This is a genomic window from Spirillospora sp. NPDC048823 (genome assembly GCF_043198445.1).
Lineage (GTDB): Bacteria > Actinomycetota > Actinomycetes > Streptosporangiales > Streptosporangiaceae > Spirillospora.
This window is the reverse complement of record NZ_JBICUT010000012.1, coordinates 135,447-149,079: the sequence shown is the minus strand read 5'-3', so window position 1 is coordinate 149,079 and position 13,633 is coordinate 135,447. Positions and strand designations below refer to the sequence as shown.

Here is a 13,633-nt window from a genome sequence, read left to right as displayed (position 1 = left end):
CTAGCCGGGTCAGCCGCCGCCCTCGCCACCACCTTCGCCGCCACCGCCGCTGGAGATCTTGACGACGACCTGGTCCTGGGTGACCGACTGGACCGAGACGTCGAAGCCCTCGGCCTGCTCGCCCTCGCCCGCCGGCACGGTCACGGTCTGTCCCGCGATCTTGAGCGTGACCAGCTGGCCCTCGACCTTCACCAGCTCGGCCTTGACCCCGAGGATGGAGGCGCTCGCCTCGACGCCGCGGTCGAAGGTCACCGTGCACGCGTTCAGGCCGCATTCGGTGGTGGCGTTCTCGCCGCCGCACCCGGCGGCGGCGCCGAGCGGCAGCAGGACGAACGGGACGACGGCCAGCTTCCGCCGGAGGGAAAAGGAGATCATGCGGGGAGTCTAAGGGGACCGCCGTCCGGCGCCGCCCCCCGGAAGCCGTATTCGCGCGGGACGGATGTGGCACCCCACGGTGACGGAGCTGGACCTCCAGGTGACATCGTGTTTCGCTGGGGACGTGACCAGTGACGATGCCGTGGAGTCACGGCCGATGGTGGGGCCGGTGGTGTGCGCGGCGCTGCGCCTGGAGGCCCGCGCGGTCCGCCGCGGCCTCGCCCGCACGCCGGTCGTGGTCGTCGGCTACCGCGCCAGGTACGCCGGCCGGCTGCCGGACTCCTGCGCCGCCCTCGTCACGATGGGCTTCGGGGGCGCGCTCGACGAGCGGCTGCGGCCGGGGGACGTCCTGGTCGCCGACGAGATCCGCGGCACCGGCCCGGACACGGCCCCGGTGCCGTGCAGCGCGCCGCACCTGCTCGCCGGGGAGCTCATCCGGGACGGTCTCAGCGTGCAGGTCGGGCCGCTGGTGACCACCGGCCATGTCGTCCGCGGCAAGGAACGGGCGGTCTTGGCGGCCCAGGGCGCACGGGTGGCGGACATGGAGTCGGCCGTGGTCGCCGCGCGGGCCGGCTCCCGGCCGGTCGCCGCCGTCAGGGTCGTCGTCGACGGCCCCGGGCATCCGCTGTGGCACCCGGGCATGATCGGCCGCGGCCTGGCCGCGCGGCGCGTCCTGGCGCGCACCGGGCCCGCCCTCGAACGCTGGGGCGCCCTGCTGGTGTGCGGTGAGGACGACACGCGCGCCCTCTGACCCGTCCCCGGCCCCGCGAGACCGCTGCCCGCCGGACGCTATCCGCCCGAGCCGTGGCCGCCGGACCCGTGCCCGCCGGAGCCCTTCTCGCCGGACTCGTTGCCCCAGCTGTGGGAGTCCCCGTGCACGATCTTGCCGCCGAGGTCCTTGCGGATCGTCTGCAGGGTCTTCTCCTTGCTGACCACCACCCAGCGCGCGCCGACCAGGTACACGCCGCCCCACGGCTTGGCCTCCTCCAGCCAGGCGTTCATGTTCTTGTCGGTGGTGAAGCTGAGCAGGACGTACTGGCCGAGGTCGTTCTTGCAGTTCCCCTGCTCCATGTCCGCCACTTTCCGCTTGCCGGTCACGGAGCAGTCCGTCTGCTCGGCGAGCTCCTTCAGGCTGGCCGGCTTCGCGCTCTTGCCGTCCGAGGCGTCCGCGCCGCCGCAGCCTGCCGCGAGGGGCAGTGTCAGGGCGGCGGCGGCGCACAGCAGCGCCTGCTTCTTCGGGACGAGGTGGTGTCGGGAACCCATCGCTGATCCTCCGGGGTGAGATGCGCGATTCGGGAGGTGAATACGCGCCCCGCCCCGGAGAGGTTCACCGGACGGCTCAGGTCGTCAGGCGGACGGTTCAGGTCATCAGGCGGGCGGCGGCCGCGGTGCGGACGTCGGGTTCCTCGGCGGTGTCGTGATGCAGCCGCTGCAGCCGGATCCGCGTCTCGCGGGTCAGCGGGGCGAACCGCGCGGCCTCGCGCCGCACCCCTTCCTCGCAGTCCCACAGCCCCTCGACGGTGTAGGACTCGGCCGTGTGCGGGGCCGTCCGGGTCAGCGCGGTCAATATTCGCGGTCTCAGGAAAGCGTAGGTGGATTCGGTCCAAGCGGATTTCAGCAGCGGGACGGCCTCACCGGCGCGTAGCCGCCCGACCCCCTCGATGGGGTTCGCGGCGGCCCGCCACTCGCGCCGGTCGAGGGCCGTGCGCAGCTCGTCCATGAGCAGCGGGACGTCCTGGCGGGTGCCGTAGCGGGCGAGGATGCTCAGCCCCATGTCCGCGCAGCCGCCGCGTTGCGCCGCCCACGCCCGCGCCCGCGGCACCGTCTCCGGCCCGTACTCCCGCAGCGCCCGGCGCACCGCGCCGCCGTACCTGCTCGGCCCCGCGTCGTGGTCGCCCCGGGGCAGCAGCTCCTCCGCGAGGTCGAGCAGCGCGAGCGTCCGCCGCCGGCCCAGCTCGAAGATCGCCGCGATGGCGCCCTCGCCCCGGCGCCTGGCCAGGTCCAGCAGCTCGTCCTCGCTCTGCCGGTCCCGGCCGGGCGCCGCGACCATGGCCCTGCGCGCCGCCCTGCCGGCCTCCCGCTGGCGCGCCCGGGCCTCGGCGATCCGCGGCTGCCGCGCCGCCCACGTCTCGATCACGGCGTTGTGGTGGGCCGGGATCAGCAGCGCCAGATCGGAGTCGTCGCACCGGGCGGCGACCAGCTCGTCCAAACCGATGGTCAGTGACGGATCCGCAAGGTCGACCAGCTCTTCGACCGCGTCGAACCATTGCGCGCCCTCCTCGGCGTACCGCCGCAGCGGTCTCGCCGCCTCCCGCCGGCTCAGCCGCACCAGGTCCGCCAGCACGCCCAGCGCCAGGTCCACGCGCCAGTCGTCGCCGTCGACCTGGTCGGACGGGTCGAACAGGTGCGCCGCGACCGGCTCCGCGGACATCTCCAGATCGACCATCAACCGGGCGTAGTACAGCCGCCGTGACTCGCACTGGCGGTCCCACCGCGGGTCCCGCCGGACGCAGTCGTAGACGTACTCGCCCGCGCCCCGCTTGTCCGCCGCGCGCCGCGCGGCCCTCCCGAGCCCCCGCTGCAGCTGACCGTGCAGCGTGCCCGCCGATTCCAACACGACTCCGTTGCTCACCCCAGCAGAATGCGCACCAGAACAGATATCGGGCAAGTCCTTTAGCGGTGTTTGCGCAGGGGAGCGACCCGCCGGCCCCGTTCCCCGGTGGTCGCGGTCACAGGGTTCGCTGGGCGATCCAGGAGCCGTGGAGGTCGGCGTAGACGCCCGGTTCGGCGACGAGGTCGGCGTGGGAGCCGCGCTGCACGATCCGTCCCGCGTCGAAGACGATGATCTCGTCGGCCGCCTCCGCCGTGGACAGCCGGTGCGCGATGGAGATCGCGGTGCGGCCCCGGGTCACCCCGTCGAGTGCCCGCTGGATCCGCACCTCTGTCGCGGGATCCACGGCGGAGGTCGCCTCGTCCAGGACGAGGAGGTCCGGGTCGGCGATGTAGGCGCGGGCCAGTGCGACGAGCTGCCGCTCACCCGCCGACAGCGACTCGCCGCGCTGCCCGACGGGCGTGGCCAGGCCGCCGGGGAGGCCGTCGAGCCAGTCGGCGAGGCCGAGTTCGGTCAGGGCCAGGACGAGGTCCTCGTCGGACGCGTCCGGGCGCCCGTAGCGGATGTTGTCCGCCAGCGAGGCGTCGAAGAGGAAACCGTCCTGCGGCACCATGACGATCCGCTCGCGCAGGGACGAGAACCGGATGCGGTCGAGGGGCACGCCGTCCACCAGGACCCGCCCGGACACGGGGTCCATGAGCCGCGTGAGGATCTTGGCGAACGTCGTCTTGCCCGACCCCGTCTGCCCGACGATCGCGACGCGGCTGCGCGGCGCGATGCCGGCGCTCACGTCGTGCAGGACGGGCGGCCCGCCCGGATAGGCGAACCCCACGGACTCGAACTCCACCTCGATGGGGCCGCGCGGCAGCGTCTCGCCGCCGTCGCCCGGGTCGGCGACGTCCGGGACGGTGTCCAGCACGCCGAGCACCCGCCGCCACCCGGCGATCGCGTTCTGCGCCTGGTTGAAAACCTCGGTGGCGGTCTGCATCGGGCTGACGAACAGCGTGACCAGGAACAGGAACGCGACCAGCTCACCGGCCGACACCTGCCCGGCGATGCCGAGCAGCGTCCCGGCGATCACGACGCCGGCGGTGGCCGCGGCGGCGACCAGCTCGCTGACCGGGAACGTGAGCGCCACCATGGCCTGGGCGCGGGTCTGGGCGTGGCGGTGGGCCTCCACGGTCGCGTCCACGCGCCGCCCGGTGCGCTCCTCGGACGCGTACGCGCGGATCACCGCGGCGCCGACCACCGACTCGCTGACCGCGCCCAGCATGTCGCCCATCCGCTCCCGCACCCCCATGTAGGCGGCGGAGAGGATCCGCTGGAAGTGGCGCAGCGCCCACCCCAGCGGCAGGAACGCCAGCCACACCAGCAGGGCCAGCTGCCACGAGTAGACGACCATCAGCACGCTCGCCACGAACAGCTGCCCGATCGACACGATGAACATCAGCCCGCCCGACTGCATGAACTGGCTGATCTGGTCGACGTCGCCCGTCACCCGCGACACCAGCGAGCCCCGCTTCTCGCCGCTCTGGGTGAGCATCGACAGGTCGTGCACGTGCCGGAACGCCTTGGTCCGCAGCTCCGCCAGGCCGCCCTCCGACGTCTTGTACAGCCGGACGTTCATCAGGTACGCGCACACGGCCGTCACCAGCACGGCCACCGCGCACAGCAGCACCGCCGACCGGATGAAGCCGATGTCGGGGCCGCCCGCCCCGCCCAGGCCCTTGTCGATCGTCTGCTGGACGGCGATGGGGACCACCACGCGCCCGGCCGTCGACACCAGCGCGAGCAGCAGCGTCCCGGTCAGGCCGATCATGAACTCGGGGCTCAGCAGGATTCCCCGCTTGAGCGTGCTGATCGCGCCCTCGGTCGTCGAGGTCTCGCTGAGCCCCGTGGTGTCCGGGCGCGTGGTGTCCGGGCGCGTGCCGTCCGGGCCCGGACCGCCCGCCTTGGTGCTCTTCGTGATCGTCATGCCAGGGCCCCCTCGCCGCCTTCGACCGCTTCCTGTTCCGCCTCGGCCCGCTCGTAGGCGTTGACGAGGTTGCGGTAGCCCTCGGAGCTCTCCAGCAGTTCCGCGTGCGCGCCGCGTGCGGTGACGCGGCCGTGCTCCAGGTAGACGACTTCGTCGGCCAGCGCGATCGTCGCCTTGCGGTAGGCGACGACGAGGACGGTCGCGCCGCCGTCCCCGCCGCCGGACTGCGCGTCCCGGAGGTTCTGCAGGATGCGGGCCTCCACCTGCGGGTCGACGCTGGACGTGGCGTCGTCCAGGACGAGCAGCCGGGGGCGCCGCACCAGGGCCCGCGCCAGCGCGAGCCGCTGCCGCTGCCCGCCCGAAAGCGTCGCCCCCCGCTCGCCCACCAGCGTGTCGAGCCCGCCGGGGAGCGCCGCGACGAACCCTTCGGCCTGGGCGAGGCGGAGCGCCTCCCAGACGCGTTCGTCCGGGACGTCCAGGCCGAGGGTGACGTTGCCCCGCACGGTGTCGTCGAACAGGAACGTCTGCTGGGGGACGAGCGCGGCCGTCGCGGCGATCCCGCCGCGCTCGACGTCCCGCAGGTCCGTGCCGTCCAAGAGCACCGATCCGTCCGCCGGGTCGACCAGCCGGACGAGCAGCGAGGTGAGCGTCGACTTGCCCGAGCCGGTCGGGCCGACCACCGCGATCGTCCGTCCGGGCGACGCGGCGAACGACACGTCGTGGAGCACGCGCCGCTCCGCCGCGCCGGCGCCGTCCCCGGCCGCCTCGCCGCCGCCCGGCTGATACGCGAACCGGACCTCCCGGACCTCCAGCGCGGTCGCCCCGCCGGAACCGTCCAGGGAACCGTCCCCGTACGGGAGGGACCCGCTCGCGTCCAGGACGCCCCGGACCCGCTCCCAGCCGACGACGCTGCGCGGCACCTCGCCCAGCACCCAGCCGAGCGCCCGGACCGGCCACGACAGCAGCGTGAACAGGTACGCGACGTTCACCAGGTCGCCCGGCGACATCGCCCCGGACCCCACCCGCATCGACCCGATCAGCAGGACGGCGAGGACGCCCAGGTTGGGCAGCGCCTCCAGCACCGGGTCGAACAGCCCGCGGATCCGGCCGACCGCCACGTTCGCGTCGCGCAGCGCCTCCGCCCGCTCGGTGAACCGCTTAGTCTCCGACTCCTCCCGGCCGAGGGTCTTGACGACCAGGCCGCCCTCGAAGCTCTCGTGCGCCACCTCGCTGACCTCCGCGCGCAGCTGCTGCGCGCGGGTCGCGACCGGTGACAGCCGGCGCTGGTAGACGACGTTGATCAGCGCGATGGCGGGGAACACCAGGAACCCGACCCCGGCCACGACGAGGTCGGTGAACAGGATCGACACCGCCGCGATCAGCAGCATGAACACCACGCCGACCGCCATCGGCAGCGGCGCGATCGGCGCCCACACGGCCTCCACGTCGGCGTTGGCGTTGGACAGCAGCTGCCCGGCCGGATGCCGGTGGTGCCACGCCAGCGGCAGCCGCAGGTACTGCCGGGTCACCGAGCGCCGGTACTCGGCCTGGAGCCGGTACTGCATGAGGCCGGCGTAGAACCGCCGTCCCGCGACGCCGATCGCCTTCAGCAGCGCCACGCCCATGATCGCGGTGGCGGCCGCGGCCAGCGCCCCCGCCGTCGTGTCCCCGGACTCGAACGCCGGCAGCACGACCTCCTCGGCCGCCCAGCCGAGCACCTGGGCGCTCGCGACGGTCATCGCCGCGTACAGCACGCTGGCGAGCACCGACACCGTGAACACCCGCGGTTCGGCCTTCACCGCGACCCACAGGACGGCCATCCCGTCGCGAAGGACCCGCGGGTTGACGCGTCTGGACGCAGGTGGCACGGCGACTCCTCGAACACGGCGGCGCCCGGGAACGCCCCCCGCGCACGGGGCCGTGGGGGAGTGCGGGCCTGAATATCACCTACGATCCGGCACCCGCGCTTATTCCCGGCCGGCCCGCCGCGGCTTACGATCAGCCGATGAGCACGCCCGAGGACGGCCCGGCCCCGTCCGCTCCCGATCCCGTCCGCCGCGAACGCCTGCTGCTGGCCGCAGCCCTTGCGGAGGCGGGGCCGGACGCGGCCACGAAATGCGCCGGCTGGGACGCCCGCGACCTGGCCGCCCATCTGGTCGTCCGCGAGCGCCGCCTCGACGCGGCCCCGGGAATCCTGTTGTCACCGCTGTCCTTCTACACCGAGCGCGTACGGCGCCGGACGGCCCGCGCCGTCCCGTTCGACCAGCTGGTGGAACGGTTCCGCCAGGGGCCGCCGAAGTTCTCGCCGTACGCTCTTCCCGGCGTGGACAAAATCGCCAACGGCGTTGAGTTCTTTGTGCACCATGAGGACATCCTGCGCGCGGCTCCGGACTGGGAGCCGCGGGACATCTCGCCGGAACTTGAGGAAGTGCTCTGGCGGCGGATAAGAATTGCCCGCTTTGTCCTAAGAAAGGTTCAGGTCGAGGTAACGCTCGTCCAGCCCGACGGAAGGAGCGTGCGCGTGTCCGGGCGCGGCCGCCGCGCCCGCGGAGCCGTGCGCGTGCACGGTCCCGCCGGCGAACTGGTCCTGTGGACACTGGGCCGCCGGGACGTCGCGAGGGTGCGGCTCACCGGGGCGACGGACGCTGTCAAGGCCCTGACCGAGACCGGTTGGAGTCTTTAACGGGCAGGTAACGGCGGGGTTCGCCAGGAGAAGAACTACGTCCCTTGTTGCTCCTCCGCTTTGCGTGGAACCGGTGATACGGTGGGGCGGTCGGTTGCAGTCGTGGTTCTCGATCGTTTGTCCAGACGCCCGCGGACTGATGGCAGCGGGCGTTTTGGCTTTTCCGGGACCGTACGGGGGGCGAGAGCGTGCCGCAGCGACCGCACGGGCCCGCGAGGTGTGGGCCCAGGTTTTGCCGCAAGGAGAAAGACATGCCCCAGCAGGGCACCGTGAAGTGGTTCAACGCCGAGAAGGGCTTCGGATTCATCGCCGTCGACGGCGGCGGGCCGGACGTCTTCGTGCACTACTCGGCCATCCAGTCCTCCGGATACCGCACGCTGGACGAGAACCAGCGCGTCCAGTTCGAGGTGACGCAGGGTAACCGGGGTCCGCAGGCTGACCAGGTCGTCCCCCTGTAACACCCGTAGTCGTACGTCTGGGTCCGTCCCCCCGGCCAGGGGAGGCGGGCCCTTTCGTTTCACGGCGTCTTCGTTCCACGGCGTCTTCGTTCCACGGCGTCGCCGCGGGCGTCACCCGCATCCGCCGCGCGGCGGCGCTGCCATAGGATCGGACCCATGTCAGTTCGACCCTCCGGCCTGGACCCCGAGATCGCCGACCGGCTGAAGCGCGACCCGAACGGTCTCGTGCCCGCCATCGCCCAGCAGCACGACACCGGCGAGGTGCTCATGCTCGGCTGGATGGACGACGAGGCCCTGCACCGCACCCTCACCACCGGCCGCTGCACCTACTGGTCGCGCAGCCGCCAGGAGTACTGGGTGAAAGGCGAGAGCTCCGGCCACCAGCAGTGGGTCAAGTCCGTCGCGCTGGACTGCGACGCCGACGCGATCCTGGTGAAGGTCGACCAGGTCGGCGCCGCCTGCCACACCGGCGACCGCACCTGCTGGGACGCCGACGTCCTCCCCGCCGTGGTCGGAGAACGACCCGACGCCGCCGTATGACCGGGCGCGCACGATGACCCCCGGGCGTGAACGCGGCCTGACGGCCCTGCTGTGCGCCGCCGGTTCGGGTCTGGCCCTGCTCGCCGCCGGGCGCACCTGGGCCACCGTCGCGGCCGAGGGCGCCATCACCCCGCTCACCCGGAACCTCTCGGGCGGCGACCTCGGCGGCGCCGCCGGCGCCCTCGGCCTGGCCGGGCTCGCCGGGCTCGCCGCCCTGTTCGCCACCCGCGGCCGTGTCCGCGCGGGCGTCGGCGTCCTCATCGCCCTGTTCGGCGCCGGCATCGCCTACGCGTCGGCCGCCGTCGTCCGGCGCTCGAACGTCCTGTCAGCCGCCGGCGACGAGAGCACCCTGCTGACCTTCGGCGGCGACCCCGCCGTCGACGTGAGCCTGTGGTGGCTCGTCTCCGTCGCCGGCGGCGTCGTCCTCGCCGTGGGAGGCCTCGTCACCGCGGTCCGCGGCGCGCGCTGGCCGGGGATGTCCGCCCGCTACGAACGCGCGGCCCCGCGCCGGCCGGCGGCCGGGGACGACGACCCGTCCGCCATGTGGAAGACCCTCGACCGCGGTGAGGACCCCACCGCCCAGAAGAACGGCCGGCCGTGAACACCGACGGCGGCGGGCTCGTCCTCGTGGCCGAGCACGACCCGGCCGTCGCCGAACTGCAACGCCGCTACCTCGCCCGCGAAGGCTTCGACGTCGAGATCGAAGCCGACCCCGCGCGCGCACCCGCGGCGGCCCGGCGCAGCCGCCCGGACGCGGTCGTCCTCGACCTGTCCGCCTCGGCCCTCCCCGCGGACCTGTACCACCGCGTGACCGAGGCCGCCCGCCCCGCCCCCGTCATCGCCGTCACCGGCCCCCTGGACCCCGCCATCGCCCGCGCCCTCGGCGAGCACCGCGTCGACCGCCCCTTCGGCCCCCGCGTCCTGGTCGCCGCCGTCGCCGAGGCACTCCGCCGCGGCGCCCCCGCGGAAGCGCCGGGCCCCCTGCGCGCCGGCCCCCTCGCCCTCGACCCCCGCAGCCGCGTCGCCGTCATCGGCGACCGCCGGGTCACCCTCACCGTCACCGAATTCGACCTCCTCGAATTCCTGATGGGCAGCCCCGGCCGCGTCCACACCCGCGAACAGCTCCTCGACGCCGCCTGGGGCCCGGGCGCCGGCGCCGGAAGCCGCACCGTCGACGTCCACGTGGCCCAGCTCCGCGCCAAACTGGGCGAACGCAACCCCATCAGAACCGTCCGCGGCGTCGGCTACGTCCTGGACGCCTGAGCTGCGCCTGAACTGCGCCGCTCATGCCGCGGTGCCCTGCCGGACCCGCACCGGCCTGCGCGGCGTGCCCGCCTGACCTAGGCTGGCAGCGTGACCCGCTCGCCCGCCCACCCTCACCCGCCGCCGACCAGGGGACGCGGCCGGGCCCTGCTTCCGCAGGCGATGGTGCTCGGCGGCGCCGCCGCGGCGACCCTTCTCGTGGCGTTCCGGGACCCCAATGAGGCAGGGCACTATCCGAGTTGCCCGTTCTTGCTCATGACCGGGTACTACTGCCCGGGCTGCGGGATGACGCGGCTCGTCCACGCGCTCACGCACGGGGACGTCGGCGCCGCGTTCGGGCTCAACCCCCTGCTGTTCGTCCTGCTGCCGGTCTTCGGCTACCTGTACGTGCGGTGGACGCTGCTGGCCGCGCGCGGCGACCCGATGCGGACCAGGTTGTTCAGACCCGCGGTGGCGTACTCGTTCATCGCCCTGCTCGCCGTCTACTGGGTCGTCCGCAACCTGCCCTTCGCCCAGGCCCTGGCCCCCTGACCCGCCCCTCCGCAGCCCACCGGAGCGGAGCGGGGAGACCCGTGCCGTATAGCCGGGGTCTTGGGGGTCGCCCCTCGGATGAACAGAGCCAGCGGCTACGATCGGTGCACGGAACGACCTGAAATAGGGGGCCTGCGACCTTGAGCGTTTTGGACGAGATCATCGAGGGCGTCCGAGCCGATCTCGCCGGAAGGCAGCGTGAGGTTCCGCTCGACGTCCTGAAGGACAAGGCGGCCGCCGCCCCCGCCGCACGGGACGCGCTCGGCGCGCTGCGCGGGCCGGGGGTCTCGGTGATCGCCGAGGTCAAGCGCAGCAGCCCGTCCAAGGGAGCGCTCGCCGCGATCGCCGACCCGGCGGCGCTCGCCCGCGACTACGAGGCGGGCGGCGCCAAGGTGATCAGCGTGCTGACGGAGCGGCGCCGGTTCGGCGGGAGCCTGGAGGACCTCGCGGAGGTCCGCGCGAACGTGGGCGTCTGCGTGCTGCGCAAGGACTTCATCGTCACCTCCTACCAGTTGTGGGAGGCGCGGGCGAACGGTGCCGACATGGCGCTGCTGATCGTCGCGGCGCTGGAGCAGGACGCGCTGGTGTCGCTGGTCGAGCGGGCCGAGTCGATGGGGCTGGTTCCGCTCGTGGAGGTGCACACCGAGGAGGAGGCCGTCCGGGCGGTGGAGGCGGGCGCCAAGGTCATCGGTGTGAACGCGCGTGATCTGCGGACGCTGCAGGTCGACCGCGGGGTGTTCGCGCGGGTCGCGCCGCTCATCCCCAAGGACGTCGTGAAGGTCGCCGAGTCCGGGGTGCGGGGGCCGCACGACCTGCTGGCCTACGCGTCCAATGGCGCCGACGCCGTGCTGGTGGGGGAGAGCCTGGTGATCGGGAGGGATCCGCGTGCGGCGGTCGCCGATCTGGTCGCCGCCGGCGCTCATCCGGCGCTGCGGCAGAGCGGCTGACGTGGTGCGGCCGTTCTCGCAATGAGCCGATAGGGTACGGGCATGCAGGTGGAGCCGCTCCGGGAGCGATGGCGGGGCTTTTGAGCCAGTGACGCACAAGCCCCTTCTCGTATGACAGGACGCGTTTTCTCATGACCATCGACACCGCGCGCGGTGCCGTGCCCGACGCGACGGGCCATTTCGGATCCTTCGGCGGGCGGTTCGCGCCCGAGGCGCTGATGGCGGCGCTGGACGAGCTGACCCGCGAGTTCGAGACCGCCCAGCAGGATCCCGCCTTCACCGCCGAGCTGGACGACCTGCTCGCGAACTACGCGGGCCGCCCGAGCCTGCTGACGGAGGCGAAGCGCTTCTCCGAGCACGCGGGCGCCCGTGTGCTGCTCAAGCGCGAGGACCTCAACCACACCGGATCCCACAAGATCAACAATGTGCTGGGGCAGGCGCTGCTCACCCGGCGGATGGGCAAGACCCGGATCATCGCCGAGACGGGCGCGGGCCAGCACGGCGTCGCGACCGCCACGGCCGCGGCGCTGCTCGGCCTGACCTGCACCGTCTACATGGGCGAGGTCGACACCGAGCGGCAGGCCCTGAACGTCGCCCGGATGCGGATGCTCGGCGCCGAGGTCGTCCCGGTGCGGACCGGCAGCCGCACCCTCAAGGACGCCTGCAACGAGGCGTTCCGCGACTGGGTCGCCACCGTCGACGACACCCACTACTGCATCGGCTCCGTGATGGGCCCGCATCCGTTCCCGATGATGGTCCGCGACTTCCAGCGGATCATCGGAGTGGAGGCGAGGCGGCAGTGCCTCGAACTGACCGGCGCCCTCCCGGACGCCGTCGTCGCCTGCGTCGGCGGCGGCTCCAACGCGATCGGCACCTTCCACGCCTTCGTCCCGGACGAGGCCGTCCGGCTGTACGGGTTCGAGGCGGGCGGCGACGGCGTGTCGACCGGCCGGCACGCCGCGACGCTCGCCGGCGGCACCCTCGGCGTCATCCACGGCATGCGGACCTACCTGCTGCAGGACGACGACGGCCAGACCATGGAGACCCACTCGATCTCCGCGGGCCTGGACTATCCCGGCGTCGGCCCCGAGCATTCATGGCTGCACGACTCCGGCCGCGCCGAGTACCGCGAGATCACCGACGCGGAGGCGATGGAGGCGTTCTCGCTGCTGTGCCGCACCGAGGGCATCATCCCGGCGATCGAGTCCGCGCACGCGCTGGCCGGCGCGCTCAAGGTCGGCCCCGAACTGGCGAAGGCCGCCGGCCCGGACGCCGTGATCGTCGTGTGCCTGTCCGGGCGCGGCGACAAGGACATGCACACGGCCGCCACCTTCTTCGGCCTGATGCCCGAAGGAGAGGGAAAGTGACCGTCCAGACCGCCTACGACAAGGCCAGGGCCGAGGGACGGGCCGCGCTCGTCGGCTACCTGCCCGCCGGTTTCCCCACCTACGAGGGGGCGATCGCGACCGCGAAGACGATGGTCGACGCGGGCTGCGACGCCATCGAGATCGGGTTGCCCTACTCCGACCCGATGATGGACGGCCCCACCATCCAGGACGCGGTGCACCAGGCGCTCGTCGGCGGCATCCGTGTCGCCGACGTGTTCCGGACGGTCGAGGCCGTGGCGGCGACCGGCGTCCCGACGCTCGTCATGACGTACTGGAATCCCGTCGACCATCACGGTGTCGACGCGTTCGCCCGCGACCTGGCCTCGGCCGGCGGCGCCGGGCTGATCACCCCGGACCTGACGCCCGAGGAGGGCGGCGCCTGGCTGGAGGCGTCCGACGCCCACGATCTCGACCGGGTCTTCCTCGTCGCGCTCAGCTCCACCGACGAGCGCATCGAGAAGATCACCGGGGTGTGCCGGGGGTTCGTGTACGCGGCGTCGCTGATGGGCGTCACCGGTGCCCGTTCCGCCGTCGACACAGGTGCGCCCCGCCTGGTGGAACGGACGCGGGCGATCATCGACAAGGGCGGGTCGTCCCTGCCCGTGGGCCTCGGGCTCGGAGTCGGCAGCGGCGCCCAGGCCGCGGAGGTCGCCGGGTTCGCCGACGGCGTGATCGTCGGTTCGGCGTTCATCCGCCGCCTGCTGGACGCCCCCGATCTCGCGTCCGGGCTCGCCGGCGTGCGGGCGCTCACCGAGGAGCTGGCGGCCGGCGTCCGTTCCGGCCGCTGACCGCGTCCGCGGGGGCGGGGAATCACCGTTCCCGCGGGCGTTCCGCGGCGTCCCCGTGACGCCCGCGGGCGCCG

General features: G+C 73.2%; 15 protein-coding genes. 10 read left to right on the top strand and 5 right to left on the bottom strand.

The window, feature by feature from the left end; all coding sequences use genetic code 11:
* Window positions 1-9: 9 nt before the first annotated feature.
* Complete coding sequence (locus ACGFK0_RS25990) at window positions 10-375, bottom strand: hypothetical protein (RefSeq protein WP_392909111.1); 366 nt, start codon at window positions 373-375, stop codon at window positions 10-12.
* Window positions 376-499: 124 nt separating this feature from the next.
* Between ACGFK0_RS25990 and ACGFK0_RS25985 the strand changes: the two genes are divergently transcribed.
* A complete protein-coding gene (locus ACGFK0_RS25985; protein WP_392909109.1) occupies window positions 500-1,126 on the top strand; it encodes a hypothetical protein in 627 nt (208 codons plus the stop codon).
* A gap of 38 nt (window positions 1,127-1,164) precedes the next feature.
* Here the strand turns inward: ACGFK0_RS25985 and ACGFK0_RS25980 are convergent, their stop codons facing one another.
* The 4 genes from ACGFK0_RS25980 to ACGFK0_RS25965 all read right to left on the bottom strand — a co-directional run bounded on the left by ACGFK0_RS25980 (window position 1,165) and on the right by ACGFK0_RS25965 (window position 6,781).
* On the bottom strand, window positions 1,165-1,638 hold the full coding sequence (locus tag ACGFK0_RS25980) for a hypothetical protein (protein WP_392909107.1): 474 nt from the start codon (window positions 1,636-1,638) through the stop codon (window positions 1,165-1,167).
* 97 nt (window positions 1,639-1,735) lie between these two features.
* A complete protein-coding gene (locus ACGFK0_RS25975) occupies window positions 1,736-3,007 on the bottom strand; it encodes a hypothetical protein (RefSeq protein WP_392909105.1) in 1,272 nt (423 codons plus the stop codon).
* A 97-nt stretch (window positions 3,008-3,104) separates the two neighbouring features.
* Window positions 3,105-4,961: an ABC transporter ATP-binding protein gene (locus ACGFK0_RS25970; protein ID WP_392909103.1), complete on the bottom strand. Its 1,857-nt coding sequence runs from the start codon at window positions 4,959-4,961 to the stop codon at window positions 3,105-3,107.
* Window positions 4,958-6,781 carry an ABC transporter ATP-binding protein gene (locus ACGFK0_RS25965; protein WP_392909269.1) on the bottom strand — a complete coding sequence of 608 codons (1,824 nt, stop codon included), beginning with the start codon at window positions 6,779-6,781 and terminating at the stop codon, window positions 4,958-4,960. Before ACGFK0_RS25965 ends, ACGFK0_RS25970 begins: the two co-directional genes overlap by 4 nt.
* A 185-nt stretch (window positions 6,782-6,966) precedes the next feature.
* Between ACGFK0_RS25965 and ACGFK0_RS25960 the strand changes: the two genes are divergently transcribed.
* From ACGFK0_RS25960 to trpA, 9 genes are all read left to right on the top strand, one after another.
* Window positions 6,967-7,644, top strand: a complete 678-nt coding sequence (locus ACGFK0_RS25960; RefSeq protein ID WP_392909101.1) for a TIGR03085 family metal-binding protein — start codon at window positions 6,967-6,969, stop codon at window positions 7,642-7,644.
* A 251-nt stretch (window positions 7,645-7,895) separates the two neighbouring features.
* Window positions 7,896-8,102, top strand: coding sequence for a cold-shock protein (locus ACGFK0_RS25955; protein ID WP_018657218.1), 207 nt, complete (start codon window positions 7,896-7,898; stop codon window positions 8,100-8,102).
* Window positions 8,103-8,258: 156 nt separating this feature from the next.
* Window positions 8,259-8,642 (top strand): phosphoribosyl-AMP cyclohydrolase, encoded by a 384-nt coding sequence (gene hisI, locus ACGFK0_RS25950; protein ID WP_392909099.1) that lies wholly within the window; start codon window positions 8,259-8,261, stop codon window positions 8,640-8,642.
* Between the two features lie 13 nt (window positions 8,643-8,655).
* The gene (locus tag ACGFK0_RS25945; RefSeq protein ID WP_392909097.1) at window positions 8,656-9,243 is read left to right on the top strand and encodes a Trp biosynthesis-associated membrane protein; all 588 of its coding nucleotides are present in this window, start codon (window positions 8,656-8,658) and stop codon (window positions 9,241-9,243) included.
* Window positions 9,240-9,905, top strand: a complete 666-nt coding sequence (locus ACGFK0_RS25940; protein ID WP_392909095.1) for a response regulator transcription factor — start codon at window positions 9,240-9,242, stop codon at window positions 9,903-9,905. Before ACGFK0_RS25945 ends, ACGFK0_RS25940 begins: the two co-directional genes overlap by 4 nt.
* A 90-nt stretch (window positions 9,906-9,995) precedes the next feature.
* Entirely contained in the window at window positions 9,996-10,436 is a 441-nt protein-coding gene (locus ACGFK0_RS25935; protein WP_392909093.1) for a DUF2752 domain-containing protein, read from the top strand.
* A gap of 140 nt (window positions 10,437-10,576) precedes the next feature.
* Window positions 10,577-11,383, top strand: a complete 807-nt coding sequence (gene trpC / locus ACGFK0_RS25930; RefSeq protein ID WP_392909091.1) for an indole-3-glycerol phosphate synthase TrpC — start codon at window positions 10,577-10,579, stop codon at window positions 11,381-11,383.
* 131 nt (window positions 11,384-11,514) lie between these two features.
* Window positions 11,515-12,750: a tryptophan synthase subunit beta gene (gene trpB, locus ACGFK0_RS25925; protein ID WP_392909089.1), complete on the top strand. Its 1,236-nt coding sequence runs from the start codon at window positions 11,515-11,517 to the stop codon at window positions 12,748-12,750.
* Entirely contained in the window at window positions 12,747-13,559 is an 813-nt protein-coding gene (gene trpA / locus ACGFK0_RS25920; RefSeq protein WP_392909087.1) for a tryptophan synthase subunit alpha, read from the top strand. The genes trpB and trpA overlap by 4 nt, the downstream gene beginning before the upstream one ends.
* The last annotated feature ends 74 nt before the right edge of the window (window positions 13,560-13,633 follow it).

Bases quoted from the DNA above. Each gene is read 5' to 3' on its own strand.
- trpB (WP_392909089.1), top strand. From the start codon at position 11,515: ATGACCATCGACACCGCGCGCGGTGCCGTGCCCGACGCGACGGGCCAT.
- ACGFK0_RS25955 (WP_018657218.1), top strand. From the start codon at position 7,896: ATGCCCCAGCAGGGCACCGTGAAGTGGTTCAACGCCGAGAAGGGCTTC.
- hisI (WP_392909099.1), top strand. From the start codon at position 8,259: ATGTCAGTTCGACCCTCCGGCCTGGACCCCGAGATCGCCGACCGGCTG.
- ACGFK0_RS25960 (WP_392909101.1), top strand. From the start codon at position 6,967: ATGAGCACGCCCGAGGACGGCCCGGCCCCGTCCGCTCCCGATCCCGTC.
- ACGFK0_RS25965 (WP_392909269.1), bottom strand. From the start codon at position 6,781: ATGGCCGTCCTGTGGGTCGCGGTGAAGGCCGAACCGCGGGTGTTCACG.
- ACGFK0_RS25990 (WP_392909111.1), bottom strand. From the start codon at position 375: ATGATCTCCTTTTCCCTCCGGCGGAAGCTGGCCGTCGTCCCGTTCGTC.
- ACGFK0_RS25945 (WP_392909097.1), top strand. From the start codon at position 8,656: ATGACCCCCGGGCGTGAACGCGGCCTGACGGCCCTGCTGTGCGCCGCC.
- ACGFK0_RS25980 (WP_392909107.1), bottom strand. From the start codon at position 1,638: ATGGGTTCCCGACACCACCTCGTCCCGAAGAAGCAGGCGCTGCTGTGC.
- ACGFK0_RS25970 (WP_392909103.1), bottom strand. From the start codon at position 4,961: ATGACGATCACGAAGAGCACCAAGGCGGGCGGTCCGGGCCCGGACGGC.